The organism is Megasphaera sp. UBA4382, assembly GCF_002391155.1.
In the GTDB taxonomy this organism is placed as follows: Bacteria; Bacillota; Negativicutes; order Veillonellales; family Megasphaeraceae; genus Megasphaera; species Megasphaera hexanoica.
This window is the reverse complement of record NZ_DGRS01000065.1, coordinates 1-26,081: the sequence shown is the minus strand read 5'-3', so window position 1 is coordinate 26,081 and position 26,081 is coordinate 1. Positions and strand designations below refer to the sequence as shown.

Sequence of the window (26,081 nt, the reverse complement as noted above, 5' to 3'; positions counted from 1 at the left end):
GTCCGCAGTTCTACTTCCGTACAACGGACGTAACGGGCGTAATCCAGCTGCCGGAAGGCACGGAAATGTGCATGCCTGGCGATAACGTCAAAATGGACGTTGAACTGATCACTCCGATCGCTATTGAAGCAGGCCTGCGTTTCGCTATCCGTGAAGGCGGCCGTACAGTAGGCGCCGGCGTTGTTTCCGAAATCGAAGGCTAATAACCTTATAATAGGAAGAAACGAAAAAAACATCTGCAGCATTTGCTGCAGATGTTTTTTTATGAATAAAAAAAATAGCATCCATGCAAAATCGGTCAGAAAGCGCATAAAACAGGGCTAAAACGCAAGAAAAATCCTTGCATCGCTGTCCGAATTGTAGTATAATAAGTAAGTACGCGACAACAGGGTATCTCTGTCTATCTATGTTGCGACGCGTCGAAAACAATGAAATAGGATGTTGCCCGTTAAGCGGGGAAACTCCTATGGAGCAGTCTATTCGACGAAATGGACGTTAGGAGGAATTACGTAATGGCAAAACAGGAAAGAATCAGAATTCGCCTCAAAGCGTATGATCACAAGATCCTGGATCAGAGCGCGGCGAAAATCGTCGATACGGCGAAACGGACAGGTGCAATGGTATCCGGCCCGATTCCGCTGCCGACGGAAAAGAACATCTTCACGATTCTGCGTTCCCCACATGTTAACAAGGATTCTCGTGAACAGTTCGAACTGCGTACGCACAAACGCTTGATCGATATTCTCGAAGCATCGAACAAAACCGTTGATGCACTTATGAGACTCGATCTTCCGGCTGGCGTAGACATTGAAATTAAATTATAGGAGGAGGTGCGATTATGTCTAAAGCTATTTTGGGTAAAAAACTGGGAATGACTCAGATCTTCACTGAAGAAGGCGCAGTAGTCCCTGTTACAGTCGTTGAAGCGTCCCCGAACGTAGTTGTCCGTGTAAAGACAGTTGATACCGACGGATACAACTCCATTCAGATCGGCTATGGCGACATCAAAGAAAAACATCTGACAAAACCTGTAAAGGGTCAGTTCGACAAAGCAGGCGTTAAACCTGTTAAGTATCTTCGCGAATTACGTCTCGATGATACGCCGGAATATACGGTAGGCCAAACTCTGGCAGCTGATATTTTCGCAAGCGGCGATCTCGTCGATGTAATTGGCACCAGCAAGGGTAAAGGTTTCGCTGGTACGATTGAACGTCACGGTTTCCACCGCGGACCTATGGGTCACGGCTCCAAATCTCACCGCGAACCGGGTTCCCTCGGACCTATGACCAGTGGTGGCGGCGGTAAAGTCGTCAAAGGTAAAAAACTTCCTGGACAATATGGTGGCAATCAGGCTACAGTTCTTCGTCTCTCTGTCGTTAAAGTCGATATGGATAAGAACCTGATTCTGATTAAAGGTGGTATCCCGGGTGCCAAAGGCAGCCTTGTCATGATTCGTGACACTGTAAAACCCCGCTAATAGTTGTCATACAGGAAGGAGGATAAAATAGAATGCCAAAAGTAAGCACGTATAATATTACCGGCGCACAGACCGGTGAAATCGAATTGAACGATAGCGTATTTGGCGTTGAAGTGAACGAAGCTGTCATGAGACAGGCTGTACTTCGTCAGCTCGCCAATGAACGTCAGGGCACACATGCTACCAAAACACGCGGTCTCGTACGCGGTGGCGGCAGAAAACCATGGAAACAAAAAGGAACCGGCCGGGCCCGTGTAGGCAGCACCCGCAGTCCGTTATGGGTTGGCGGCGGTACGGTTTGGGGTCCCCATCCGCGTTCTTATGAACAGAAGATGCCCCGCAAAGCACGTCGTCTGGCTGTAAAATCCGCATTAAGCGATAAAGTAAATACAAATGAATTGTATGTACTCGATGAAATTAATCTGGCTGCTGCCAAGACCAAAGAAGTAGCACAGATTATTAATAACTTCAAATTTACGGGCGAAAAAGTCCTCTTCGTCACGGATAATGACGAAGTCGTAACACGCTGCGCACGCAACATCGAAGGTGTAAAAGCCGTTTCCACGACGGGCATCAACATTTTCGACCTGCTCCACTACACGAAGCTGTTCGTAACGAAGAGCGCTGTAGCTAAGATTGAGGAGGTGCTCGGATAATGGATATGCATGATCTCTTATTAAAACCGGTCATCACTGAAAAAACGACAATGATGATGTCTGATGGCAAATATACATTTAAGGTACCGCTCCATGCCAATAAGATTGAAATCCGCAAGGCCGTAGAAAAAGTTTTCAACGTCAAAGTTAAAAACGTTACGACACTGCGCACGATAGGCAAAATGAAACGCATGGGCAAATATATTGGTAAACGCCCGGATTACAAAAAAGCCATCGTAACCCTTCAGGAAGGCGAAACAATCGAATTCTTTGAAGCGTAAGCAATATTGACATAAAGGAGGAGGCACCAAAATGGCCATTAAATCTTTTAAACCGTATTCCGCCGGCCGCCGTTTCATGACTGTCTCGACATTCGATGAAATCACAGCGTCCAAACCGGAAAAATCCTTGCTGGTCAAAGTAACGAGCAAGGGCGGTCGTAATAACCAGGGCAGAATGACAGTCCGCCATCAGGGCGGCGGTCATAAACGCCGTTATCGTTTGATCGATTTCAAACGTATCAAAGACAATATCCCCGCTAAAGTAGCGACGATCGAATATGATCCGAACCGCTCTGCAAATATCGCTCTTCTGTTCTATGCAGATGGCGAAAAGAAATATATCCTCGCTCCGAATGGCTTGAAAGTCGGCGACGTCGTCGTTTCTGGTCCGGAATCGGATATTAAAACTGGGAATGCACTGCCTCTCGGCAAGATTCCTCTCGGTACTCTCGTACATAACGTCGAACTGAAAATCGGCAAAGGCGGCCAGATGGTCCGTTCTGCTGGTTCGTCCGCACAGATTATCGCTAAAGAAGGAAACTATGCACTGCTCCGTCTTCCTTCTGGTGAATTACGCCAGGTTCATGTAAACTGCCGTGCTACTGTCGGTATCGTGAGCAACCCGGATTATGAAAACCTTACAATCGGTAAAGCCGGCCGTTCCCGCTGGATGGGTATCCGCCCGGGCAACCGTGGTGTTGTCATGAATCCGTGCGATCATCCTCATGGTGGTGGTGAAGGTAAGTCTCCTGTTGGTCGTAAACGTCCGGTTACTCCTTGGGGTAAACCTGCATACGGCGTGAAGACCCGTGAAGCAAAGAAGGCTTCCAATAAGTTTATTGTGAAGAGACGTAAATAGGTCCAGGAAAGGAGATATATAAGTGTCCAGATCCGTAAAAAAAGGCCCATTCGTTGCTGCCCATCTCGTAAAAAAGATTGACGCTATGAACGAAGCCAATGAAAAAAAAGTAGTTAAAACCTGGTCTCGTGCATCTACTATTCTGCCTAGCTTTGTAGGCCATACGATTGCTGTTCACGACGGCCGCAAACACGTTCCTGTTTATATCACTGAAGATATGGTTGGCCATAAACTGGGCGAATTCGCTCCGACACGTACATTCAAAGGTCATGCTAAATCTGAAAAAGTAACAGGCTAAGGGAGGTACTAACCATGGAAGCAAGAGCAATTGCTAAACATATCCGCATTGCCCCCCGTAAGATCAGAATCGTAGCTGACCTCGTACGGGGCAAAAACGTGAGCGAAGCTTTCGCAATCCTTAAATTTACTCCGAAAGTAGGTTCCCGGGTTGTAGAAAAGGTTCTTCGTTCGGCTGTTGCCAATGCGGAACACAATAATGATATGAACGCAGATTCTTTGTATGTTTCTGAAATCTTCGTTGACCAGGACTCCACGATGAAACGTATTCATCCCCGCAGCCGTGGACAGGCTTTCAAGATCCTGAAACATTCCAGTCATGTGACTGTTGTAGTAAAAGAAAGAGCTTAAGGAGGGAAACGTAGTGGGTCAAAAAGTTAACGCCCATGGATTTCGCGTCGGTGTTTCAAAACCTTGGGATGCTAAATGGTATGCTGAAAAAGATTATGCTGCACTTCTGAACGAAGACGTTAAAATCCGTGATTTCTTAAAGAAACAGTTATTTATTGCAGGCGTTTCTCGTATTGAAATCGAACGTTCTGCCAAACGCATCAAATTAATCATTCATACTGCCAAACCGGGCATGGTCATCGGCCGTGGCGGCGCTGGTATTGAAGATATTAAAAAAGCTCTGAAAGCTTTTACCGATAAAAACGTTGATGTCAACATTGCTGAAATCAAACAGGCTGAAATGGATGCAACTCTCGTTGCTGAAAACGTTGCCAGCCAGCTCGAACGCCGTATTGGTTTCCGCCGTGCTATGAAGCAGTGCGTAGGCCGTACGATGCGTATGGGTGCCAAAGGTATCAAAATCATGTGCTCCGGTCGTCTTGGCGGTGCTGAAATCGCCCGTAGCGAAAGTGTCCGCGATGGTTCTATTCCTCTGCATACACTTCGCGCAGATATCGACTATGGCTTTGCAGCAGCACATACAACCTATGGCTGCATCGGCGTAAAATGCTGGATCTACAAAGGAGAAATCCTGCCGGAAGTTAAAAAAGCTCCGCAGAAAAAACGTGAAGGGAGTGAAGCCTGATGTTAATTCCAAAACGTGTCAAACATCGTAAACAGTTCCGCGGCCGTTTAAAAGGTAAGGCTCAGCGTGGCAATAAAGTAGCTCATGGCGATTTCGGTCTTGTAGCTTTGGAACCTGCCTGGATTACCAACCGTCAGATCGAAGCTTCTCGTATTGCTATGACCCGTTACATCAAACGTGGCGGTAAGGTATGGATTAAAATTTTCCCGGACAAACCTATCACAGCAAAACCGGCTGAAACACGTATGGGTTCTGGTAAGGGGTCTCCGGAATACTGGGTAGCAGTTGTAAAACCGGGCCGTGTACTCTTTGAAATGGGTGGCGTTAATGAAGAAGTCGCTCGTGAAGCTATGCGTCTTGCCGGTCATAAGCTGCCGATTAAAACTAAATTTGTCGTTAAAGGTCAGGAATTAGGTGGTGAATAAAATGAAGGTTAAAGAAATCCGTGCTCTTAGCGCTGCCGAAATGGATGAAAAGGTGGTTAGCCTGAAAGAAGAATTGTTTAACCTCCGTTTTCAACATGCGACCGGCCAATTAGAAAATCCCATGCGCATCCGTGAAGTAAAGAAAACTATCGCTCGCATCAAAACGGTACAGCGCGAAGCAGAATTGAAAGCACAGGCGTAAGTCACACAGGATTGAAAATCTAAAAGGAGGTCACAGCTCAGATGGAAAGAAATGAACGCAAAATCCGCGTAGGCAAAGTAGTCAGCAACAAAATGGATAAGACCGTTGTCGTTGCTGTAGAATATAAAGAACAGCATGAACTCTACAAAAAGCCGCTCGTCAGCACTGTAAAGTTCAAAGCTCATGACGAAAATAACGAATGCGGCGTCGGTGATATCGTACGCATCGAAGAAACCCGCCCCCTGTCCAAGCAGAAACATTGGCGAGTAGTCACTATCGTTGAAAAAGCGAAGTAAGATCGATTAATTAGGAGGTCAAGCCATGATTCAGCAAGAAACTGTGTTGAATGTTGCCGATAACACGGGTGCGAAAAAAGTACTCTGCATCCAGGTCATGGGTGGTTCGTACAGAAAATATGGTAACATCGGTGATATTATCACCTGTACTGTTAAAGATGCAACACCCGGCGGCGTTGTCAAGAAAGGCGACGTTGTAAAAGCTGTTATCGTTCGTTCTAAAAAAGGATTGCGCCGTGCTGATGGTTCCTACATCCGTTTCGATGAAAATGCAGCCGTCGTAATCAATAATGATAAGAGCCCGAAAGGCACTCGTATTTTTGGGCCCGTTGCCAGAGAACTGCGTGAAAAGGATTTCATGAAGATCATCTCCCTGGCTCCGGAAGTATTATAAGGAGGAGGTGTTCTCGATGGGTAAAATGCATATCAAAACCGGTGACAGCGTCATCGTCATCGCCGGTAAAGAAAAAGGCAAGAAGGGCAAAGTCATCGCCTGCTATCCGAAAAAGGACCGTGTAGTCGTTGAAGGCCTTAATAAAGTAAAACGTCACACAAAACCGACACAGAACAATCCTCAAGGCGGCATTATCGAAAAAGAAGCTGCTCTGCATGTTTCCAACGTAATGCTCGTAGATCCTGAAAGCGGCAAGCCGACTCGTGTAAAAATGGTACAGCAGGCTGACGGTACGAAAGTACGCACGGCTGTTAAGAGCGGCAAAGCTATCTAACTTAATGTAGAGAAGGGAGGGCCTTGAGAGTGTCCAGATTAAAAGATTTTTACCTTTCGGATGTAGTGAAAGGGTTACAGGAAAAATACAATTACAAAAACGTAATGCAGATTCCAAAGGTGACAAAGGTCGTCATCAACATGGCTGTTGGTGAAGCCGTTACCAACTCCAAAGCTTTGGATGCTGCTGTAAACGATATGACAATCATTTCTGGCCAGAAACCGTTGATTACGAAGGCCAAGAAATCTATCGCAGCTTTTAAAATCCGTGAAGGCATGAACCTTGGCTGCAAAGTTACACTTCGCGGCGAACGGATGTATGAATTCCTCGACAAACTGATGAACCTGACGCTGCCCCGCGTCCGTGACTTCCATGGCGTAAGTGCAACGGGTTTTGATGGCCGTGGCAACTATACACTGGGACTGAAAGAACAGCTCATTTTCCCGGAAATCGAATATGATAAAGTCGATAAAGCCCGCGGTATGGACATTACCATCGTTACAACAGCTGAAACGGACGAAGAAAGCCGGTACATGTTGAAACTGATGGGCATGCCCTTTGAAAAGTAATAGAGGAGGATAACATACATGGCAAAGAAATCTATGCTTGAACGTGAAAAAAAACGTGAAAAAATGGTTGCCAAATACGCTAAGCTCCGTGCAGAACTCAAAGCAAAAGGCGACTATGAAGCACTTTCCCAGTTACCTGCCAATGCTTCTCCGGTTCGTCTGCATAACCGTTGCAAGGTAACCGGCCGTCCTCACGGTTATATGCGTAAATTCGGCATCAGCCGTATCACATTCCGTGACCTGGCTTATAAAGGTCAGATTCCTGGCGTTAAAAAAGCCAGCTGGTAACTCATTATATGGAGGGAGGTTTTAGATTATGGTAATGTCCGATCCGATTGCGGATATGCTCACCAGAATCCGTAATGCCAATTCGGCATATCACGAAAAAGTTGAAATGCCCGCTTCCACGATGAAGGCCGCAGTGCTGAACATCCTGAAAGAAGAAGGCTTCGTAAAGAACTATGAAACCGTTGACGAAGGCAAGACACTGAAAGTAACTTTGAAATACGGTTCTAATAAAGAAAAAGTAATTACCGGCATCAAGAGAATTTCTAAACCGGGCCTGCGCGTTTATGCTAGCAAAGAAGAATTACCGCGCGTTCTCGGTGGTTTGGGAATCGCAGTAATTTCCACGTCCCAGGGTGTTATGACTGATAAAAAAGCTCGTAAACTTGGTCTGGGCGGCGAAGTTATCGCTTACGTCTGGTAAATCGTTTTGGAGGTGTCAATATGTCCCGAGTAGGTAGAATGCCTATTGATATCCCGGCAGGCGTAACAGCAACCCTCGATGGCCAGGTGATTACCGTTAAAGGCCCGAAAGGCGAACTTACCCGTACGCTTCACCCGGATATGAAAGTAACAGTACAAGACAATGTTATTACTGTCGAACGTCCGAATGACGAAAAAAATAACCGTGCCCTGCACGGCCTTACCCGTGCTCTCATTGCCAATATGGTAAAAGGCGTAACGGAAGGCTTTAAAAAGGAACTGGAAATCGTTGGTGTTGGTTACAGAGCACAGATGAAAGGCAAGAAACTTGCCCTGACTCTCGGCTTCTCCCATCCCCTCGAACTCGATGCTCCGGAAGGTATTACGGTTGAATGCCCGAGTGCTACTCAGATCGTAATCTCTGGCGTCAACAATGAACATGTCGGCGAGTTTGCTGCGAAAATCCGTGGCTACCGTCTGCCTGAACCGTATAAAGGAAAAGGTATCCGCTATGTCGGTGAACATGTCCGTCGCAAGGCTGGTAAAGCTGGTACGAAGAAATAATAACGTCATTTACATATAGAAAGGAGTGAATTCCTTGAAAAAGAGTAAGAATGCGATTCGCGTAAAACGTCATTGGCGCTTACGTAAGAACATCAACGGCACGGCAGAACGTCCGCGTTTGAACGTTTTCCGCAGCCTTTCCAATATTTATGCACAGGTCATTGATGATGTCAACGGTGTTACCCTGGTTTCCGCCAGCACGCTGGACAAGGAAATCAAGGCTCAGGATGTCAAAGGCGGCAATGCTGAAGCAGCTAAACTGGTTGGCAAACTCGTTGCTGAACGGGCTATTGAAAAAGGCATCACGACAGTAGTATTTGACCGTGGCGGTTATATTTATCATGGCCGTGTAGCAGCACTGGCTGCAGCAGCTCGTGAAGCTGGCTTGAAATTCTAGTCAAGGAGGAAATAACACATGGCAAAAGTTGACCATGCAGGTCTCGAATTACAGGAAAATGTCGTTTTCATCAACCGTGTTGCCAAGGTAGTAAAAGGCGGCCGTCGTTTTTCCTTCAGTGCCCTCGTTGTTGTCGGTGACGGCAATGGCCGTGTTGGCGCAGGCTTAGGTAAAGCTGGCGAAGTTCCGGAAGCTATCCGCAAAGGTGTTGAAGACGCTAAAAAACATATCATCTCCGTTCCTTTGAAAAACGGTTCTATTCCTCACCAGATTACCGGTATCTTTGGTGCTGGCAAAGTCCTTTTGAAACCGGCTGCTGAAGGTACTGGCGTTATTGCCGGCGGCCCGGTCCGTTCCGTATTGGAACTGGCTGGCGTACGCAACATTCTGACGAAATCCCTGGGTTCTTCCAACCCGAACAACATGGTTCAGGCTACGCTCACTGGTCTTTCCCAGCTGAAAGACGTCAGCAAAGTTGCTGAACTCCGCGGCAAAACAGTAGAAGAAATTTACGGCTGATAAGGAGGATATACGTAATGTCTCAAGTAAAAGTTACCCTTGTAAAGAGCGTTGCCAGCCGTCCTGCCGATCAGCGCGCAACGGTGGTCGCCCTGGGTCTCCACAAGACGAATTCCAGTGTCATCAAAGAAGCTACTCCTCAGATTAAAGGTATGCTTCATAAAGTTGAACACTTAGTTAAAGTAGAAGAAATCTAATATAAAAGGAGGTGCGCTTCATTGAAACTTCATGAAATGAAAATTGTTCCCGGCTCTAAGAAAAAACATTTCCGCGTAGGCCGCGGTACTGGTTCCGGTAACGGAACGACAGCCGGCAGAGGTAATAAAGGTCAGAACTCCCGTAGTGGCGGCGGTACGCGTCCGGGCTTCGAAGGTGGCCAGATGCCGCTCTATCGTCTGCTCCCGAAACGGGGATTCAAAAATATCTGGGCTAAAGAATATGCAGAAGTAAACGTTTCTACACTCAACCGTTTTGAAGATGGTGCGACTGTAGATCCGGTTGCTCTCGTAGAAGCTGGTATCGTCAAAAACGTACGTGATGGTATCCGCATTCTTGGCAATGGCGAATTGGAAAAGAAGCTCACTGTCGTAGCTCAGGGCTTTACAAAATCTGCTAAGGCTAAGATAGAAGCAGCTGGCGGCAAGGCAGTTGTACCGGGAGAAGAACCGGTAGCAGAACAGTAGGGGTGATTTGTGGTGTTAGAAAACATCCAAAATGTACTGAATGTTCCCGAATTCCGGAAGCGCGCAGTTTTTACCCTGATCATGTTCATCATTTTCCGCCTTGGTGTGCACATCCCTGTTCCTGGTGTCGATGCTTCAGTCATTGAAAACCTGTTTTCCAGTGGTAACTTGTTCGGGCTCCTCGATTTATTCTCCGGTGGCGCTTTGAGTAAGTTTTCCGTATTGGCCATGAGCATTACGCCGTACATCAATGCATCTATCATTATGCAGCTCCTAACCTCTGTGGTGCCGACCTTTGAGCAATGGGCCAAGGACAATCAGGATGGCCGTGATAAAATCCAGAAAGTAACACGCTGGGGCACGGTTATCCTCGGTTTCATCCAGGCTTTTGCCATGAGTTATGCCCTCAAGGTCAACAACGCACTGGTGGATAACAGCTGGGCCATGGTTCTCATGGTTTCCATCATCCTGACTGCCGGCACGTGCTTCCTCATGTGGCTTGGCGATCAGATTACAGCCGGTGGTATTGGCAATGGGATTTCTCTTATCATCTTTGCCGGTATCGTTGCCCGGTTCCCTGATGGCGTTATGACGATTTACAAGTACGTACAGGCTGGTACAATCAATATTTTCCAGGCCCTTCTCTTTGCCATTATTGCACTTTTGATGATCGTTGTCGTCATCGAAGTGACGCAGGGGCAGCGCCGCGTATCTGTCCAGTACGCCAAACGTGTTGTCGGCCGCAAGATGTATGGCGGTCACACGACACACATTCCTTTGAAAGTAAACCAGGCAGGCGTTATTCCGATCATCTTTGCTTCTTCTGTATTGATGTTCCCTATTACGATTGCCCAGTTTGTGCAGAACGACACGGTGCAGTGGATTGCCAGCTTCTTCGCCTGGGGTACACTGACGAACACCATCATGTACGCACTGCTCATCATGTTCTTCACATATTTCTACACTGCCATCACGCTGAATATTCCCCAGCTGACAGAAAACATGCAGAAATACGGCGGCTTTATTCCGGGCATCCGTCCTGGTCAGCCGACGGCACTGTATATTGACCGCATTATGACGAGAATTACTCTCGCCGGTGCGTTCTTCCTGGCTTTTGTAGCTATCCTGCCCAACTTCATCGGCTGGGTGACGGGTATCCAGGGGGTATACTTCGGTGGTACGGCACTTCTTATCGTCGTCGGTGTTGCTATCGATACGATGAAGCAGGCTGAATCCTTAGTTCTCAACAGACAGTACCAGGGATTCATGAAATAAGGAGGTAGTTTGAATGTATATTCTGTTAATGGGCCCTCCCGGGGCCGGCAAAGGCACACAGGCCGAACGCCTGATTGACAAGTACGGTATTCCTCAGATCTCCACGGGCGATATGTTCCGTGCAGCTGTCAAGGAACAGACTCCTCTCGGCTTGGAAGCAAAGAAATACATGGATAACGGGCAGCTCGTTCCCGATGCCGTCACTGTCGGCATCGTAAAAGAACGTCTTGCAAAAGACGACTGCAAAAAAGGCTTTATTCTTGACGGATTCCCCCGTACGACCAGTCAGGCCGTGTCCTTGGATGCCATCCTTCGTGATTTGGGAATTAAACTGGATGGTGTCATCAATATTGCCGTTCCCGATGAAGAACTCATCAAACGGACGACGGGGCGTCAGATCTGCCGTAAATGTGGTGCAACCTATCACATTGTGTTCAAGCCTTCCAAAGTGAAGAATGTTTGCGATAAATGCGGCGGCGAGTTGTATCAGCGTGATGATGACAAAGTTGAAACCGTTAAGAAACGCCTTAGCGTATATGCTGCCCAGACGAAACCGCTCATCGATTATTATAAGAATTCCAATCTCTACATCGAAGTCGATGGTAAACAGAGTATGGAAGATGTATTCCGCGATATTGTAGCAAGCCTTGAAAAGAGTAAATAAGAATGATTATATTAAAATCGAAAAGGGAAATTGAGTATATTCGTGAAGCAGGCCGGATTACCGCCGATGCGCTTGAATTAATGCGAGAACTGGCAAAACCGGGTGTGACTACGGGTGAACTTGACCAGCGCTGTGAAGAATACATTCGCAGTCAGGGGGCCTTCCCGAGCTGCAAAGGCTATTATGGATTCCCGGCCACCATCTGTGCTAGTGTGAACGAAGAAGTCGTTCATGGGATTCCCGGCCACCGCAAGCTTAAAGATGGTGACATAATCAGTATTGATTTGGTAGTAAACAAAAACGGGTATCATGGTGATTCGACGGTTACATTACCTATTGGCCATGTGGACCCGAAAACACTTCAACTCTTGAAGGTGACGAATGAATGCCTGTATAAAGGTATTGAACAAGCCGTTGCGGGCAACCACCTCGGTGATATTGGTCATGCCGTTCAGGCTTATGCAGAATCGTTTGGATATGGTGTCGTCCGGGACTATGTCGGACATGGAATCGGCTCGGATATGCATGAAGATCCGGAAGTGCCAAATTATGGCCTGGCCGGCCATGGCGAATTGCTTGAACCCGGCATGGTTCTGGCTATTGAACCGATGATCTGTATGGGTACCGAAAAGACGCACCAGCTTAAGAATGGCTGGACTGTTGTCACCCGTGACAGTAAACCGGCTGCTCATTTCGAACATACCGTAGCAATCACGGAAAACGGCCCCGATATTCTAACACTTCCGTCACATGGATAAGCCACTGATTTCTACTGGCATGGTTGTTTGCAGCCTTGCCGGAAAAGATAAGGGCGCTGTGTATGTAGTCACGGGCAGTCTTACTGCTCCCTACGTATGGGTCGCTGACGGTCGTAAGTATAAAGTGGAGAAGCCGAAGAAAAAGAATTGCCGGCATCTTCAGGTTTTAGGAACGAGCGTATCCGGCATGGACGCTGGTTCCGTACGAATCAGCAATGAATGGATACGGTCCGTCCTGAAACGGGCCAGGGTTGAATCTATCAGGGAGGTAACACATGTCTAAGCAAGATGTCATTGAAGTGGAAGGCGTTGTAGTAGAAGCACTGCCAAATGCCATGTTCAAGGTTAAGTTGGAAAATGATCACATCGTGCTGGCCCATGTTTCCGGTAAAATGCGGATGAACTTCATCCGTATCCTGCCAGGTGACCGGGTCACGCTTGAATTGACACCATATGACCTGAATCGTGGTCGTATTACGTATCGCTTCAAATAGGCTTGATTACGCAGGAGGTTAATTATGAAAGTAAAACCGTCGGTTAAGAAAATTTGCGAAAAATGCAAAATCATCAAACGCAAAGGCCGTGTTATGGTTATTTGCGAAAATCCGAAACATAAACAGAAACAAGGTTAATATTCAGGAGGTGAATGAATAGATGGCACGTATAGCCGGTGTAGATTTACCACGTGACAAACGTGTTGAAATTGGTTTAACATATATTTTTGGTATCGGCCTTTCTTCTTCTCAGGAAATTCTCGCCAAAACCGGTATCAATCCTGATACCCGCGTTCGCGATTTGACAGAAGATGAAGTTCAGAAAATCCGTGAAGTCATCGGTTCTGATTATAAAGTAGAAGGTGACCTTCGCCGCGAAACGGCTCTGAACGTAAAACGACTGATTGAAGTCAATTCCTATCGTGGCAAACGTCATCGTGCAGGTCTGCCCGTCCGTGGTCAGCGTACGAAGACAAATGCCCGCACACGTAAAGGCCCGCGCAAGGCAATTGCAGGCAAGAAAAAATAATTTTAAGTAAGGAGGGAAACGATTTTGGCTAAGAATAACGTAAGAAGCAATAAGAAAAAAGAAAAGAAACATGTAGAATCGGGTGCAGCTCATATCCGTTCTACTTTCAATAATACGATTGTTACCATCAGCGATCCCAAGGGTAATGCACTCAGCTGGGCCAGCGCCGGTGAAATGGGCTTCCGTGGTTCCCGTAAAAGTACTCCGTTTGCCGCTCAGATGGCTGCCGAAACAGCTGCCAAGGCTGCTATGGAACACGGCCTCCGCTCTGTTGAAGTATTCGTTAAGGGACCTGGTTCCGGTCGTGAAGCTGCTATCCGTGCCCTGCAGGCTGCAGGTCTGGAAGTCAACTCTATCAAAGATGTAACACCAATTCCTCATAATGGCTGCCGTCCGCCTAAACGTAGACGCGTATAATCGTCTGCGCTTTTGACCAAGTTGTTTTGATTCTGATATAGGAGGATTTTCCTAATGATAGATGATAGCAAGTTTAAGATTGAAATCGCAGAAAAAAGCGATGACGGCAAATACGGAAAATTCGTATGCAAACCTCTTGACAGAGGTTACGGAATCACATTGGGTAATAGTTTGCGGCGCATTCTTCTTGCCTCTTTGGATGGTGTTGCAATTACGTCTATCAAGATTGATGGCGTGTTGCATGAATTTTCGACCATTCCCGGTGTCCGGGAAGATGTAACGGACATCATCCTGAATTTGAAGCAGGTTTGCATGAAGTTCACCAACGATGAAGTTGATGAAGCCGATATCACCATAGATGTTAATGGTGAATGCGAATTTACCGCAAACGATCTTAACGTAATTACAGACGTAGAAATTTTGAACCCGGAACTTCATATTGCTACTCTCGATACGGATGCCCATATCCATATGCAGTGCCATATTGAACGTGGTAAAGGGTACGTACCGTCTACGAAAAACAAAAAGGATACAGATATGATCGGAGTCATTCCTATTGATTCCATCTTTTCTCCTGTTGTTCGTACAAATTACGAAGTCGGCAATGTCCGGGTCGGCAATGAAATGGATTATGATTCATTGACGCTTGAAGTAACGACGGATGGCAGTATCACGGCAGAAAATGCCGTAGCTAAGGCTGCATCCATTATGATCAGCTACCTGAATTATTTCCAGGATATCGCTACCGATGAAAAAGTAAATGAAGCTAAGGCTGATTTTACTGGTGATGGAAAGGAAGAAGTGCCAGTAGACGATGGTCCTGAACTGGATAAAGTTAAAATTGATGTTCTCGACCTTTCCGTACGCGCTTCTAACTGCCTCAAACGGGCCAATATTTATACACTGGCTGATTTGACAGAACGGACAGAAGACGACCTTGCCAAGATTCGTAACCTGGGTAAGAAATCTGTCGATGAAATCATCGAAAAGTTGCGAAAAGAAGGTTACGATTTAAAATCGAATGACGAAGAATAGTTTTAGGAGGATGAACGATGGCTTATAGAAAGTTAGGACGCGACAGCTCTGCACGTAAAGCATTATTGCGCAGCATTGTTACCTCTTTGTTCCAGCATGAACGCATTGAAACCACGGAAGCAAAGGCTAAAGAACTCCGCAAGATGGCTGAAAAAATGCTTACCCTTGCCAAACGGGGTGACCTTCATGCACGCCGCCAGGTACTCGCTTATTTGATGGACGAAGATGTAGTTAAAAAGCTGTTTGATGAAATTGCACCGAAATATAAAGATCGTCAGGGCGGCTATACCCGCATCATTAAAAAGGGCCCGCGCCAGGGTGATGCAGCTCCGATCGTTATCATCGAATTAGTCTGATCTCGACAGGATAGTTTCTGACGGGACACGTAATGAGATGCAAAGCCGCTGTGGTTTGTTCCACAGCGGCTTTTTTAATAAGTGGAAGTAGGAAAGGAGAGAATAAGATGGCATTTAAAATGATATTGGCTGTAAATTTTACACCGGAACGGTTAAAGCAACTCAAACTTCTGGGGCTGCTGACTAAATCCCAGGTAAAAGCCGTTACAGAAGAAGAAAAGGATGATACGGTAGGCAAGGTCCTTGGCCTGACGGAGGAAGAAGTAGCTGAAATTGCTGCTATGAAAGGCGATGCAGAGGAACAGACCGTGGAACATACGCCGGAAGAAGACGGTGAATTGCCCCCTGTAACCAAAGAAGCCATTGTTCTCTGCGGATTTTCAAATCAGACAGTCAATCTTCTTCTCGATGCTATCCGCCGTGGCAGATTGAAGAATATTCCTTTAAAAGCAATGGTTACGCCAACAAATATTTCCTGGACAATCAATACTATTTTGCAGGAATTAAATAAAGAACACGAATATTTCAAGAATATGAAGAAGAAGGGAAAATAAGGGGGCACATACCATGCGGCCTACTACCTTATGTTTCCCTGTCAATGCCCAGGGACAGATTCTCCTGGGACGGAAAAAAAGAGGGTTTGGCGTTTCTAAATGGAATGGGTTTGGAGGAAAAATAGAAAGGGGAGAAACCTTCCGGGCTTGTGCTGTACGGGAGCTTTATGAAGAATGTCATCTGATAGTAGACGAGGCAGCATTGCAACTGGTGGCCTATCTAGATTTTCGCTTTCCTGCCGATTCTGCATATAACCACATCGGCTATGTCTACTTTCTTCATGACTGGAAAGGCACCGTAACGGCTTCTGATGAAATGGAACCGTGCTGGTTTTCTGCCTCATCTCTTCCCTATGATGAAATGTGGAAGGCCGATGGAATCTGGATTCCCATGATTCTTTCAGGCAGGATAATTTCCGGTACTATTGTATTTGGTGATGACAATGACAGCATAGCCCATACTGATTTTTCTGATACACCGGGCCTCCTTGAACAAACTGTTCCCGACACGTTTTAAGCACTGTAGACAGACTGGACAAGTGTGCCGAATCGTTTATAATGAAGATATAATCATTATTTTATGAGGAGGGGTTTTACCATGAATACACTCGTTGCTGTCTGCATTGCTCCCAGTGGTACTGGTGACGAATATGCACCTTATGTGGCTGAAGTTGTCAAAATCATCCGTAATTCGGGTTTAAAGTGCCACACGTACTCTATGTTCACAGAAATTGAAGGAGAATGGGATGACGTCATGGCTGTCGTCAAAAAGTCGACTCAGTATTTTACCGATAAAGGAATTCGTACGTCGGTCGTTCTGAAAGCAGATATCCGTCCCGGATATACGAATATGATGGATGGGAAGATAGACCGGCTGAATAAGGCCATAGAAGGGAAATAGGCAGGAATTTGCCATTCTCATGGGCCGTATCCTGGCAGGCACGGGACGATTTTATTTACGATTACCGCCTGTTCCTGCCAGATAATGCCCTTGACAGATAATACAAAAACGTGTATACTAATCTAGTCAGTTGCATATGGAGTGATACTCAAGAGGCTGAAGAGGACGGTTTGCTAAATCGTTAGAGGTCGTAAGGCCTGCGAGAGTTCGAATCTCTCTCACTCCGCCAGATTACTGGACAGAGAGCACCTGGGAAGTTTTCCCGGGTGTTCTTTTTTTTGCGCCCGACATCGTATTACATGATTTGTATCTAAATAATTGTGACATTTTTGTGTTATTGTATTATAATAAAACAAGAATGAGCTCTGAATGGTGAATTCTGAGAAATACTGCGTGCCATATTCTTTTTGTTATGGAAATGTCCTTTCGGAAAGGGCGGTCTACGATAGAATGTACTGGCATTCGCATGGGACGGGGGGAGATGCGGTATATAGCATGTCGAATTAAAAAGAATGGCATTTAAAAACAGAAAGGATGATGAGAGTTGATTAGTAAGCGTATCAAAATTTTTGGACTTATACTTGCCGGATTATGTTCCCTTATGCTGGCTGGTTGTGGAACGGGAAGCGATAAGGTATCTACTGGCTATTACAAAAACGTTGCAATCAAGCCGAACGGCGAATTTGTTATCAAAGACCGGGTTGACGACTCAAAAGCTAAGAAAGGCGGCATTTTTTACTATGTCGAAATGGGCAAGGATGATGCGACAAAAGATAAAATCGTAAGTGTTACGGCTAAAGCTGGTAATGCTCCCATCGATATACATTGGAAATCTACCGTTGGTAACATGACGGCTGTTACGGCAGCACGGATTCAGCTTGACTACAGCCAGGATGGTTACATTAAAGAAAAGTATGAACGTGTGACCGGCAAGGCGGGTGTAGGGAACCACGGTGAAGCTTCTGTCCGTTATCAGATAGCAAAAGATGGAGAAAATAAAGGAAAAGCAGAAAAGAAATATTATTATAATTCTGAAGGCGATAATAATTCTCTAGGAAGCGTAGCGCAGGCGAAGATTGCTTACGATAAAAAAGGGAATATTGATACCATTACCTATATGAATAAGGATGGAAAAGTGGTTAATGGATATCTGGGTGCCAGCATACTAGGATTTGTGTATGACAAAGAAAAAACGGATGTATTGGACTCCATAGAAATCCGGGATAATAACGGTGTAGTGAAGAACAATAAAAACAAATACGCCCGTATTGCTTTTTCCTATGATAAAAAAGGCCGTGTCATCAGCCGTAAGTTGTACAATGAAGCCGGTGATCTCGATGGCAGTGCTCAGAAGAGCCTGTTTGTTTTTCTTGGTCCCACTTCGCTTAATGACAAATTGCAACAGATGAAAGATGGTCTGATAGAAGCTGGGGCAGAAACAAAATATACATATGATGACAAACATGCCGGTCCGGTCAAAATCCAGTTCCTGGGTATAGATGGACAGGCTGCTCCTGTTAAGGATGGTGCCAAGGGCGTTGCCGAACTGGATATGACCTATGATGACGCGGATCGTATTATCGATTTGAAGTTTATCGGCGCTGATGGACAAAGCCTGCCCCTTGTTATAAGTAATACTAAAGGGCCTGATGAATTAAAGATGGACTATGATGAAAACAGTAACATCAGCCAGATAAGCTACTTTAAAAATGGGGAAGCTCTGAACATAGATGAAAAAGTCCTGAGTAATGGTGGTATGTCAACAAAGACAGATATTGCTGCTGTGAAATACAAATATGACAGCCAGCGTAATAGAACAGAAGCTAAATATTTTGATAAATCGGGCAACCCGACCTATTTGAAATTGTATGGGACTACTAAGTACTATGGTCGTCAGTTTGAATATTCTGAAAATAACAATAATCAGCCTAAGGTCACCTATCTGGATGCAGATGGACAGGCGATTAAAGCCGACCCTAAAGATATGTTCCTGGGAACATGGAAGGAACCGGTCAAAGGTGGCTATACGTGGGTTGTCAAAAAGGGAACGATGGAAATTATACGTCCTAATGGTATGAACTCGTCCTATTCGTATGAATTGTCGAATGTAAAGATTGACCCGGAAACAGGTAAGGGAAGTATGATTTTGGATATGAAGGGGAAAAATGATTTTGGTGTAGAAACATTGAAATTTAGCGATGCCGATCATTTTGAAATGGTGGATACGTTTAATCAGAGCAAATTAGTCCGCCAGAAAGACTGATTGCATTGACGTAAGGAGAGTTGTAATGAAATGAGTTTTTGCTCATTTTGTTACAACTCTTTTTTGTTTTGTATATCGGATTATTCACTTATTCATAGACAAGGAAAAAGCTCTGGCCTATAATGGAACTAAACTTATATTTTTATCAATAGGAGCCTTCATCATGGAAACTGTGAAACATGCGGATCATTATAACCGCAATCTGGAATGTCCTGCCTGTGGCAAGAAAAGCCGGTTTAAAATATGGGACCGCATACAGATAGACAAAAATCCCGGACTTCGGGATAAAGTACGGGATTTATCTCTCTTTCGGTTTCAGTGTCCGAAGTGCGGACATGAAACATATCTCGATTATGATTTCCTTTATATTCAGAGCAATCTGCGCCTGGTCATTTATTATGCTCCCGGCGGAGGAGATGTGACAAATATGCATCAGTCACTGCAGAAGCCGGAATATGAATTCATGAAGCCATTCCGCTATCGCCTTATCCGCCAGCGGGCGCAGTTACTGGAAAAACTTGCCATTTTTGACGCCGGATACGATGACAGAGTAATAGAAATCATGAAAGTAATGATTCAATCTTTTCTGGCAGCACAGGCCAGCCCGATTCATGCCAGCCTGATTGAATTTACTCACAGTGAATCGGGCGATGCCTTTCATTTTGCTGACCAGAGCCAGCAGAAATCAGGCATGCTTCCGTTTAATGATTCCATGCACCAAACGTATCAGGCACTGGAGCGTGATCTGGGAGAGGCGCTGCCGCCGGATGACATGCTGGAAATCACACCCCAATGGGCAGTTTCCTTTGTAAAGGACCATCAGGATTTATTTGCCTGACGGGCCATGTAGTCTTTGATATCTTTCAATGTAATGAAGGGCAGATGATACATATCTGCCAGGTGCCATAACTGAGGTGTACGCATCATGGTTCCGTCTTCGGCCATGATTTCACAGCATAATCCGGCTTCTTTCAGGCCAGCGAGACGCATGAGATCTACCGTGGCTTCTGTATGTCCGCCGCGGGTGAAAAGACCGCCTTCTTTGGCGACGAGGGGAAACATATGCCCGGGACGACGGAAGTCTGACGGACGGGAAGCGTCTTCTGTCAGCATACGCGCCGTATAAGCCCGTTCTACTGCGGAAATACCTGTTGTTGTTTCTACGTGGTCTATGGAGACGGTAAAGGCTGTTTCATGGTTGTCCGTATTCCGGGCTACCATAGGCGGCAGATCGAGTTTTTCTGCAAAGGCCGAACTGATGGGAAGGCAGATGAGACCTTTTCCATGAGTCGCCATGAAATTCATATTTTCTGTTGTGCAGTACTGGGCGGCGCAGATAAAGTCACCTTCATTTTCTCTGTCCGGATCATCTGTGGCGATGATAATCCGGCCCTGGCGCAAAGCATCCAGTGCTTCATCGATAGTGTTGTACGTTCGTTTCATTGTCATAATGCATGCCTCCGTATATAAGGGTATTGGGAATTGTCTTCAGCAAAAAAATAACCCTGACCAGGACGGTCAGGGCATACAGGCACAGCATCAGACAGACTGCGGACGCAGCCTGAGATTGCCTTCTTCCATCCAGACTATACGGTCGGTTTTGGAATTGCACCAAATCATGCGCCAAAGCGCTAGCGGACTATACCGCCGGTCGGGAATTGCACCCTGCCCTGAAGACATTTTTATTATACCATTAATTTTACGCATTGCAACTATGTAGCAGGAGAAATTTAAAGAATCAAAAAGGTATCATTATGAAAATCAAAATAGACAAAAACGGTCAGGCAGATATAGAATCTGCATGCGCTGAACAGGAGGAACGGTATGAATATAGCTCATTATGTTAAAGCAAAAAGCCTGGAGGAAGCCTGGCAGTTAAATCAGAAACGGTCAGCGGTTATCCTGGGTGGCGGTTGCTGGCTGCGCATGTCTCCCCGCCGCAGGGTGGCAACGGCAATTGATTTGATGGATTTGGGACTGGATGAAATACGCGAAACAGAAGAAGCATTTTATATTGGAGCTATGGTGCCATTGCGCCAACTGGAAATTTCTGAATCACTGGAAACGTATACCCAGGGGGCTATGAAGGAAGCATTGCGTCATATTGTGGGTACACAATTTCGCAATATGGCGACGGTAGGAGGGAGCATCTGGGGCCGGTTTGGCTTTTCTGATGTATTGACACTCTTTCTGGCTTTGGATGCAGAAGCCGATTTATATAAAGGCGGACGAATACCCCTGTCTCTTTTTGCGGAAAAGACGGCAGATACGGATATTTTAAAAGGCATATATCTCCCTAAAAAGAAACGGCGGACGGCCTATGCTTCGCTGCGGCTGAACGCGACCGATTTTCCTGTCCTGGCCTGTGCCGTATCCCGCACAGCAGATAGCGTCTCCTGTAGTGTGGGAGCACGACCGATGAGAGCACAGGTACGATGTCTTCCGGCAGGTACGGGAATGACCGGGGATGAAGCGGAACGGGCGGCCCGTGAAGTGGCGGATTCTTTATCTTTTGAAGATAATATGCGGGCCAGCCGCATATACCGGCATGATATGGCGATGGTTCTGTGCAGGCGGTTGTTATTACAGACGGCAGGGGAGGGAGACTAATGAGAATTCAGTACTGGCTTAATGGAAAGATGGAAAGTGATGAAATTTTACCAGGACAGATGCTGTATGAATTATTGCGTAAAAAGGGATGTTATAGCGTCAAATGCGGTTGTGAAACGACAGCATGCGGATTATGTACGGTATGGCTGGAGGAAAAACCGGTACTGTCCTGTGCCGTGCTGGCCGCCCGCATTGACGGAAAGCATGTTATGACACTGGAAGGACTGCAGGATGAAGCACAGGAATTTGCCCGGTATATGGGACAAGAAGGCAGCGATCAGTGTGGATTTTGTAATCCCGGTTTTGTCATGAATGTGCTGGCTATGGCAAGAGAATTAGATAATCCTGGAGAAGAAGAAATCAAAGAATACCTAGCAGGCAATCTCTGCCGATGTACGGGATATGTCAGTCATATGAGGGCATTGAAACGGTATCTGACAGAAAAAGGAAAGGGGATGCGGTTATGAGAGAAATCAACCGGGTGGTTATGAAAAAAGATGCCCTGCAACTGATGACAGGAAAACCGGCTTATACGGAAGATTTAGCACCGGAAGGCTGTCTAATCGTCAAAGCTCTGCGCAGCCCTCATGCCAGAGCCATCGTACGTCATGTTGACACGAAAGCTGCCCTGACCGTTCCGGGCATTGAATGCATCCTGACAGCAGAGGATGTCCCTAAGACGCGGTTTACTATTGCCGGCCAGACCTATCCGGAACTCAGTCCGTATGACCGGCTTATACTGGATAGACAGATACGATATGTTGGAGACCCAGTGGCTCTTGTAGCCGGGCGTGATGCGGCATGTGTGGATAAGGCTATGCGCATGATAAAGGTGGAATATGACATACAGGAGCCTCTTCTCGACTTCCGGCAGGCCGTGGATAATCCTATTGTGGTTCATCCGGAAGATGACTGGAACCCACGTGTACCGGTCGGTGGTGATAACAGACGAAATATTATTGCCCAGGCGGAAGAAGACTGGGGCGATGTCGATACGGCATTCCAGAAATCGGATGTTGTGATTGACCGGATCTATCATACAAAACAAGTACAGCAGTCTATGATGGAAACATTCCGGGCGTATACGTATTTGGATGAATTTGGCCGTCTGGTCATTGTCAGTTCGACGCAGGTTCCCTTTCATGTACGACGCATTGTCGCGACAGCCCTGGAAATTCCCAAATCGAAAATCCGTGTAGTTAAGCCACGTATCGGAGGAGGCTTTGGTGCCAAGCAGACGGTTGTCATGGAATGTTATCCTGCTCTGATTACTATGCGTACGGGAAAACGGGCGTATATGGCCTATACGCGGGAAGAGGCCATGACGGTTTCCTCTCCCCGGCATGAAGCAGATGTTCACGTGCGTTTGGGGGCTTCCCGGGATGGTATTATCCAGGTGATTTCTGTGGAATCGCTCTGGAACGGTGGTGCGTATGGTGACCACAGCCCGACGACGGTCACGTTGTCGGGACATAAATCGATTCCTTTATACAATCGTTTCTCTGCATTCCGGTTCCGGTACACCGCCGTGTATACCAACACGATTGCTGCCGGAGCATACAGGGGGTATGGTGCTACCCAGGGGATTTTTGCACTGGAATCGGCTGTGAATGAATTGGCAGACAGACTACACATGGATCCGGGAGCACTGCGGCTTCAAAATATCGTACAGCAAGGTGAAAGGATGCCGGCATATTTCAACGAAACAGCACTGAGCTGCAATCTGGGAGAATGCCTGAAACGGGTTCAGGCTATGATCGGTTGGGAGCATGTATATCCGCGGCATGTGCTTCCCGATGGCAAAATCCGCGCGGCCGGTCTGGCACTGGCTATGCAGGGGTCTAGTATTTCCAATGTGGACGTGGCTTCGGCGACAATAAAAGTGAATGACGATGGATTTTATACCTTATCCATTGGAGCGACTGATATGGGGACAGGATGCGATACCATATTGGCGCAGATAGCTGCGGAATGTCTCAATTGCTCTGTCGATGAGATTGTAACCCGTGGTGTCGATACGGATACTTCGCCATACGACAGTGGTTCCTATGCATCTTCGACGACGTATCTGACGGGGATGGCTGTCGTAAAAACCTGTCGGTCACTGATCCAAAAGATAAAAGAAAAAGCGGCACTCATGCTGGATTGCGACGATCCTTCGAATCTGGAATTTACTGGTGATGCGGTAACAGATCCTGCCAGTGGCCGGAGGGTAACACGGCAGGATCTGGGGAATGCAGCCATGATTACGAATGATATTGCCTTGGAAGCTACGGAAACCCATTATTCCCCTACCTCTCCACCGCCTTACATGGCAGCTGCAGCAGTTGTCGATGTCGATCTGGAAACCGGTCATATTGATTTAGTAGATTATGCGGCTGTTGTCGACTGCGGGACCGTCATTAATCCGGCATTGGCCAGGGTACAAACAGAAGGTGGTCTTGTGCAGGGAATTGGCATGACGTTGATGGAAAACGTTCAATTTGATTCTCTGGGAAGAATCCAGAATAATTCGTTTATGCAATATAGAATCCCGAGCCGTATGGATATAGGCAAAATACGCGTAGAATTTGCACCTAGTTACGAACCGAATGGTCCTTTTGGGGCCAAGTCTATTGGCGAAATTGTCATAAATACGCCGGCTCCGGCTATTGCAGAGGCCGTTTATCAGGCAACGGGAATACGTTTTACTGAGTTGCCCATTACAGCAGAAAAAGTATACCTTGGCTTAAAAGATAAAAAATAATGATAGTATATACTGGGCAGTCGTTGTATCAGGCAGCGGACTGCCCGGATTTTACGGGAGACATAATTTGTATGGATGAACAATTACCATTGACGGGCGTAAAAATAGTTGATTTATCGACCTATGCAGCCGTACCGGCTGCGGCGCGGATACTGGCTGACTGGGGAGCCAATGTCATAAAAGTAGAATCTTTTAAGGGGGATTCATGGCGGCGATACGGAGAAATAGCCCAGGTTCCCTGTACAGAAGATGAAAATCCCTGCTGGGATGTTAATAATAGTAATAAGCGGAGTATATCCCTGAATCTTCGTACAGAAAAAGGGATGGAAATTCTGCATCGTCTACTGGCAGATGCCGATGTCTTTATGACGAATTACAGGATGACCGCTCTGCGTGCTATGTCTCTTACCTGGAAAGTATTGCATCAGACATATCCACGCCTTATCTGGGGGCATCTGAGCGGGTACGGTAACAAGGGACCGGAAGCGGAAAGGCCGGGCTTTGACATTGCGGCTTTTTGGGCCCGGAGCGGACTTATGCAGGATTATGGCCAGCCGGGAATGGCGCCTCTCACTCCGTTTCATGCTGTTGGCGACATGACGACAGGATCGATTATGGCGGGCGGACTATGCGCTGCATTATACAAACAAGCGCGGACCGGTAAAGGGGATAAAGTAGAGATTTCTTTATTAGGAACTGCTTCCTGGCTTACGGGCTTTCCTGCCGTCGCTGCGCAAAAGGCATATGGCAACGTCTATCCGAGAAAACGGAATGAACAGCCGAGTCCTGTGTGTATTCCCTACGAATGTGCCGATGGTGAATGGCTGGAATTATGTATCATGGATTATGAACGGTACTATCCGGCATTATGTCATATCCTTGATCTGGATACGCTGATCGATGATGAACGGTTTAATACGTTTGCTGCTGTACAATGTCATGCTGGTGAATTTATAGATTTAGTGCAACGAGCGTTCTTGAAGAAAAAAAGAGCGGACTGGGGCCCGGTGTTGACGGCTGCAGATATCGTTTATGATAATGTTGGGCACTTCCGGGATATTACGGAAAATCAGCAAGCCTGGGCTAATGGGAATTTGTACGAACGGCATTTTAATAATGGGCGGTCTGCCGTATTGCCTAATACACCAATCACTTTTGAGGAAGCAAGGCGTCCGGCGTCTCCAGCACCGCTTCTGGGAGAACATAGCCGGGAAATTTTACGGGAATATGAGTATACGGATGAAGAAATTGAAGAATATATTGCCCGTGGCATTGTAAGGGACCATGCAGAGACATGAATTTCTTTATTGATGAGATTTCTGTATAATCCATACATATTTTGTTGACTTTTATTGAATTCAATGGTATTATAAAAGAACCAGCTGATACGAGCGTGCGGAAAGAAAACAAAAAAGAATCCTTTTGTGAAGAGGGATGTTTTGCGTGCTTTTTGCTATAAAGTCATTTTGAATTGAAAAATACAGCTTGACAGATGTGGTAACAGGTGGTAAAATACAATGGCTGTCAGATGATAGAGGACAGAAAAATAGGATGTCCTCGCACAAAAGACAGACAAAGTATTTCAAAAAAAGTGCTTGACAAACTCCTGCGAGTTTGTTAAGATATATGAGTCGCCGCGATGAGCGATGAACTTCCTTCATCTCAATCATGCGGCTGGCAGATGACCTTTGAAAACTGAACAATGCAACATACGAATGAACGCCAGATAAGTAGAGAGCCATGTTTGAAGGAGCCGTAAGGCGACGCGCAAACATGAGCGAA

The 26,081-nt window shown here is 46.3% G+C and carries 41 protein-coding genes, 1 tRNA gene, 2 pseudogenes and 1 riboswitch; of the genes and pseudogenes, 42 read left to right on the top strand and 2 right to left on the bottom strand.

The genetic code is table 11. From position 1 onward, the window contains the following. From tuf to B4H10_RS07905, 38 genes and pseudogenes are all read left to right on the top strand, one after another. Positions 1-203: pseudogene (gene tuf, locus B4H10_RS08090) on the top strand (elongation factor Tu); the annotation flags it as partial. A 309-nt stretch (positions 204-512) separates the two neighbouring features. Beyond that, positions 513-824, top strand: coding sequence for a 30S ribosomal protein S10 (rpsJ, locus tag B4H10_RS08085; protein ID WP_059076088.1), 312 nt, complete (start codon positions 513-515; stop codon positions 822-824). 14 nt (positions 825-838) lie between these two features. Further along, positions 839-1,477: a 50S ribosomal protein L3 gene (gene rplC, locus B4H10_RS08080; RefSeq protein WP_059076089.1), complete on the top strand. Its 639-nt coding sequence runs from the start codon at positions 839-841 to the stop codon at positions 1,475-1,477. 32 nt (positions 1,478-1,509) lie between these two features. Further along, a complete protein-coding gene (gene rplD, locus B4H10_RS08075) occupies positions 1,510-2,133 on the top strand; it encodes a 50S ribosomal protein L4 (protein WP_059076090.1) in 624 nt (207 codons plus the stop codon). Next, positions 2,133-2,414 carry a 50S ribosomal protein L23 gene (gene rplW, locus B4H10_RS08070; protein ID WP_292018606.1) on the top strand — a complete coding sequence of 94 codons (282 nt, stop codon included), beginning with the start codon at positions 2,133-2,135 and terminating at the stop codon, positions 2,412-2,414. Before rplD ends, rplW begins: the two co-directional genes overlap by 1 nt. Positions 2,415-2,445: 31 nt before the next feature. Further along, positions 2,446-3,273 (top strand): 50S ribosomal protein L2, encoded by an 828-nt coding sequence (rplB, locus tag B4H10_RS08065; protein ID WP_059076092.1) that lies wholly within the window; start codon positions 2,446-2,448, stop codon positions 3,271-3,273. 22 nt (positions 3,274-3,295) lie between these two features. After that, on the top strand, positions 3,296-3,571 hold the full coding sequence (gene rpsS, locus B4H10_RS08060; protein WP_059076093.1) for a 30S ribosomal protein S19: 276 nt from the start codon (positions 3,296-3,298) through the stop codon (positions 3,569-3,571). Positions 3,572-3,585: 14 nt separating this feature from the next. Continuing rightward, positions 3,586-3,921: a 50S ribosomal protein L22 gene (gene rplV / locus B4H10_RS08055; RefSeq protein WP_059076094.1), complete on the top strand. Its 336-nt coding sequence runs from the start codon at positions 3,586-3,588 to the stop codon at positions 3,919-3,921. A 13-nt stretch (positions 3,922-3,934) separates the two neighbouring features. Then, positions 3,935-4,606 (top strand): 30S ribosomal protein S3, encoded by a 672-nt coding sequence (rpsC, locus tag B4H10_RS08050; protein WP_059076095.1) that lies wholly within the window; start codon positions 3,935-3,937, stop codon positions 4,604-4,606. Continuing rightward, entirely contained in the window at positions 4,606-5,031 is a 426-nt protein-coding gene (rplP, locus tag B4H10_RS08045) for a 50S ribosomal protein L16 (protein WP_059076096.1), read from the top strand. The genes rpsC and rplP overlap by 1 nt, the downstream gene beginning before the upstream one ends. Before the next feature lies 1 nt (position 5,032). Then, positions 5,033-5,233, top strand: a complete 201-nt coding sequence (gene rpmC / locus B4H10_RS08040; RefSeq protein WP_014015743.1) for a 50S ribosomal protein L29 — start codon at positions 5,033-5,035, stop codon at positions 5,231-5,233. A 41-nt stretch (positions 5,234-5,274) separates the two neighbouring features. After that, on the top strand, positions 5,275-5,529 hold the full coding sequence (gene rpsQ, locus B4H10_RS08035; protein WP_059076097.1) for a 30S ribosomal protein S17: 255 nt from the start codon (positions 5,275-5,277) through the stop codon (positions 5,527-5,529). 25 nt (positions 5,530-5,554) lie between these two features. Next, the gene (gene rplN, locus B4H10_RS08030) at positions 5,555-5,923 is read left to right on the top strand and encodes a 50S ribosomal protein L14 (protein WP_059076098.1); all 369 of its coding nucleotides are present in this window, start codon (positions 5,555-5,557) and stop codon (positions 5,921-5,923) included. Between the two features lie 25 nt (positions 5,924-5,948). After that, complete coding sequence (gene rplX, locus B4H10_RS08025; RefSeq protein WP_172793335.1) at positions 5,949-6,257, top strand: 50S ribosomal protein L24; 309 nt, start codon at positions 5,949-5,951, stop codon at positions 6,255-6,257. A gap of 29 nt (positions 6,258-6,286) precedes the next feature. Continuing rightward, positions 6,287-6,826 carry a 50S ribosomal protein L5 gene (rplE, locus tag B4H10_RS08020; protein WP_059076100.1) on the top strand — a complete coding sequence of 180 codons (540 nt, stop codon included), beginning with the start codon at positions 6,287-6,289 and terminating at the stop codon, positions 6,824-6,826. An 18-nt stretch (positions 6,827-6,844) separates the two neighbouring features. Continuing rightward, a complete protein-coding gene (gene rpsN, locus B4H10_RS08015) occupies positions 6,845-7,114 on the top strand; it encodes a 30S ribosomal protein S14 (protein ID WP_059076101.1) in 270 nt (89 codons plus the stop codon). A gap of 28 nt (positions 7,115-7,142) precedes the next feature. After that, entirely contained in the window at positions 7,143-7,535 is a 393-nt protein-coding gene (gene rpsH, locus B4H10_RS08010; RefSeq protein WP_059076102.1) for a 30S ribosomal protein S8, read from the top strand. A gap of 20 nt (positions 7,536-7,555) precedes the next feature. Next, on the top strand, positions 7,556-8,098 hold the full coding sequence (gene rplF / locus B4H10_RS08005; RefSeq protein WP_059076103.1) for a 50S ribosomal protein L6: 543 nt from the start codon (positions 7,556-7,558) through the stop codon (positions 8,096-8,098). Between the two features lie 34 nt (positions 8,099-8,132). Continuing rightward, positions 8,133-8,495 carry a 50S ribosomal protein L18 gene (gene rplR / locus B4H10_RS08000; protein WP_059076104.1) on the top strand — a complete coding sequence of 121 codons (363 nt, stop codon included), beginning with the start codon at positions 8,133-8,135 and terminating at the stop codon, positions 8,493-8,495. An 18-nt stretch (positions 8,496-8,513) separates the two neighbouring features. Then, a complete protein-coding gene (gene rpsE / locus B4H10_RS07995; RefSeq protein WP_059076105.1) occupies positions 8,514-9,014 on the top strand; it encodes a 30S ribosomal protein S5 in 501 nt (166 codons plus the stop codon). A 17-nt stretch (positions 9,015-9,031) separates the two neighbouring features. Continuing rightward, the gene (rpmD, locus tag B4H10_RS07990) at positions 9,032-9,211 is read left to right on the top strand and encodes a 50S ribosomal protein L30 (RefSeq protein ID WP_059076106.1); all 180 of its coding nucleotides are present in this window, start codon (positions 9,032-9,034) and stop codon (positions 9,209-9,211) included. Between the two features lie 21 nt (positions 9,212-9,232). Continuing rightward, positions 9,233-9,697: a 50S ribosomal protein L15 gene (rplO, locus tag B4H10_RS07985; protein ID WP_059076107.1), complete on the top strand. Its 465-nt coding sequence runs from the start codon at positions 9,233-9,235 to the stop codon at positions 9,695-9,697. Positions 9,698-9,709: 12 nt separating this feature from the next. Then, complete coding sequence (gene secY, locus B4H10_RS07980; RefSeq protein ID WP_059076108.1) at positions 9,710-10,972, top strand: preprotein translocase subunit SecY; 1,263 nt, start codon at positions 9,710-9,712, stop codon at positions 10,970-10,972. Between the two features lie 13 nt (positions 10,973-10,985). Continuing rightward, positions 10,986-11,636 (top strand): adenylate kinase, encoded by a 651-nt coding sequence (locus tag B4H10_RS07975; protein WP_059076109.1) that lies wholly within the window; start codon positions 10,986-10,988, stop codon positions 11,634-11,636. Positions 11,637-11,638: 2 nt separating this feature from the next. Beyond that, positions 11,639-12,394 carry a type I methionyl aminopeptidase gene (gene map / locus B4H10_RS07970; protein ID WP_059076110.1) on the top strand — a complete coding sequence of 252 codons (756 nt, stop codon included), beginning with the start codon at positions 11,639-11,641 and terminating at the stop codon, positions 12,392-12,394. After that, on the top strand, positions 12,387-12,677 hold the full coding sequence (locus B4H10_RS07965) for a hypothetical protein (protein WP_059076111.1): 291 nt from the start codon (positions 12,387-12,389) through the stop codon (positions 12,675-12,677). The genes map and B4H10_RS07965 overlap by 8 nt, the downstream gene beginning before the upstream one ends. Further along, a complete protein-coding gene (infA, locus tag B4H10_RS07960) occupies positions 12,670-12,888 on the top strand; it encodes a translation initiation factor IF-1 (protein ID WP_059076112.1) in 219 nt (72 codons plus the stop codon). The genes B4H10_RS07965 and infA overlap by 8 nt, the downstream gene beginning before the upstream one ends. Before the next feature lie 24 nt (positions 12,889-12,912). After that, complete coding sequence (rpmJ, locus tag B4H10_RS07955; protein WP_007391661.1) at positions 12,913-13,026, top strand: 50S ribosomal protein L36; 114 nt, start codon at positions 12,913-12,915, stop codon at positions 13,024-13,026. A 22-nt stretch (positions 13,027-13,048) separates the two neighbouring features. After that, positions 13,049-13,417, top strand: a complete 369-nt coding sequence (gene rpsM, locus B4H10_RS07950; RefSeq protein ID WP_059076113.1) for a 30S ribosomal protein S13 — start codon at positions 13,049-13,051, stop codon at positions 13,415-13,417. 24 nt (positions 13,418-13,441) lie between these two features. Next, positions 13,442-13,834: a 30S ribosomal protein S11 gene (rpsK, locus tag B4H10_RS07945; RefSeq protein ID WP_059076114.1), complete on the top strand. Its 393-nt coding sequence runs from the start codon at positions 13,442-13,444 to the stop codon at positions 13,832-13,834. Between the two features lie 54 nt (positions 13,835-13,888). Beyond that, a complete protein-coding gene (locus tag B4H10_RS07940) occupies positions 13,889-14,869 on the top strand; it encodes a DNA-directed RNA polymerase subunit alpha (RefSeq protein ID WP_075581503.1) in 981 nt (326 codons plus the stop codon). Positions 14,870-14,886: 17 nt separating this feature from the next. Beyond that, entirely contained in the window at positions 14,887-15,225 is a 339-nt protein-coding gene (rplQ, locus tag B4H10_RS07935) for a 50S ribosomal protein L17 (RefSeq protein WP_059076116.1), read from the top strand. A gap of 107 nt (positions 15,226-15,332) precedes the next feature. Next, positions 15,333-15,779 (top strand): DUF3783 domain-containing protein, encoded by a 447-nt coding sequence (locus tag B4H10_RS07930; RefSeq protein ID WP_257536545.1) that lies wholly within the window; start codon positions 15,333-15,335, stop codon positions 15,777-15,779. Between the two features lie 13 nt (positions 15,780-15,792). After that, positions 15,793-16,296: an 8-oxo-dGTP diphosphatase gene (locus tag B4H10_RS07925; RefSeq protein ID WP_292018605.1), complete on the top strand. Its 504-nt coding sequence runs from the start codon at positions 15,793-15,795 to the stop codon at positions 16,294-16,296. Positions 16,297-16,377: 81 nt separating this feature from the next. Then, complete coding sequence (locus B4H10_RS07920) at positions 16,378-16,680, top strand: MTH1187 family thiamine-binding protein (protein ID WP_075581502.1); 303 nt, start codon at positions 16,378-16,380, stop codon at positions 16,678-16,680. Positions 16,681-16,818: 138 nt separating this feature from the next. Continuing rightward, positions 16,819-16,909: transfer RNA gene (locus tag B4H10_RS07915), tRNA-Ser, on the top strand. 315 nt (positions 16,910-17,224) lie between these two features. After that, entirely contained in the window at positions 17,225-18,943 is a 1,719-nt protein-coding gene (locus B4H10_RS07910; RefSeq protein WP_292018604.1) for a hypothetical protein, read from the top strand. Positions 18,944-19,106: 163 nt separating this feature from the next. Further along, positions 19,107-19,781, top strand: a complete 675-nt coding sequence (locus tag B4H10_RS07905) for a CpXC domain-containing protein (protein WP_292018603.1) — start codon at positions 19,107-19,109, stop codon at positions 19,779-19,781. Between the two features lie 5 nt (positions 19,782-19,786). On the opposite strand, the pseudogene ribB reads toward B4H10_RS07905, so the two are convergent. Beyond that, positions 19,787-20,392 (bottom strand): annotated as a pseudogene (gene ribB, locus B4H10_RS07900) (3,4-dihydroxy-2-butanone-4-phosphate synthase); the annotation flags it as partial. Positions 20,393-20,508: 116 nt separating this feature from the next. Next, positions 20,509-20,625: riboswitch (FMN riboswitch) on the bottom strand. Positions 20,626-20,767: 142 nt separating this feature from the next. Here ribB and B4H10_RS07895 point away from each other — a divergent pair. The 4 genes from B4H10_RS07895 to B4H10_RS07880 all read left to right on the top strand — a co-directional run bounded on the left by B4H10_RS07895 (position 20,768) and on the right by B4H10_RS07880 (position 25,597). After that, positions 20,768-21,553: an FAD binding domain-containing protein gene (locus B4H10_RS07895; protein ID WP_292018601.1), complete on the top strand. Its 786-nt coding sequence runs from the start codon at positions 20,768-20,770 to the stop codon at positions 21,551-21,553. Then, positions 21,553-22,020, top strand: coding sequence for a (2Fe-2S)-binding protein (locus tag B4H10_RS07890; protein WP_059076127.1), 468 nt, complete (start codon positions 21,553-21,555; stop codon positions 22,018-22,020). The genes B4H10_RS07895 and B4H10_RS07890 overlap by 1 nt, the downstream gene beginning before the upstream one ends. Beyond that, complete coding sequence (locus B4H10_RS07885) at positions 22,017-24,299, top strand: xanthine dehydrogenase family protein molybdopterin-binding subunit (protein ID WP_113856256.1); 2,283 nt, start codon at positions 22,017-22,019, stop codon at positions 24,297-24,299. Before B4H10_RS07890 ends, B4H10_RS07885 begins: the two co-directional genes overlap by 4 nt. Positions 24,300-24,370: 71 nt before the next feature. Beyond that, on the top strand, positions 24,371-25,597 hold the full coding sequence (locus B4H10_RS07880; RefSeq protein WP_075581495.1) for a CaiB/BaiF CoA transferase family protein: 1,227 nt from the start codon (positions 24,371-24,373) through the stop codon (positions 25,595-25,597). Positions 25,598-25,666: 69 nt separating this feature from the next. Here B4H10_RS07880 and B4H10_RS07875 read toward each other — a convergent pair. Then, positions 25,667-26,081 (bottom strand): hypothetical protein (locus tag B4H10_RS07875; protein WP_292018600.1); only part of this gene is annotated, 415 nt, incomplete at its 5' end.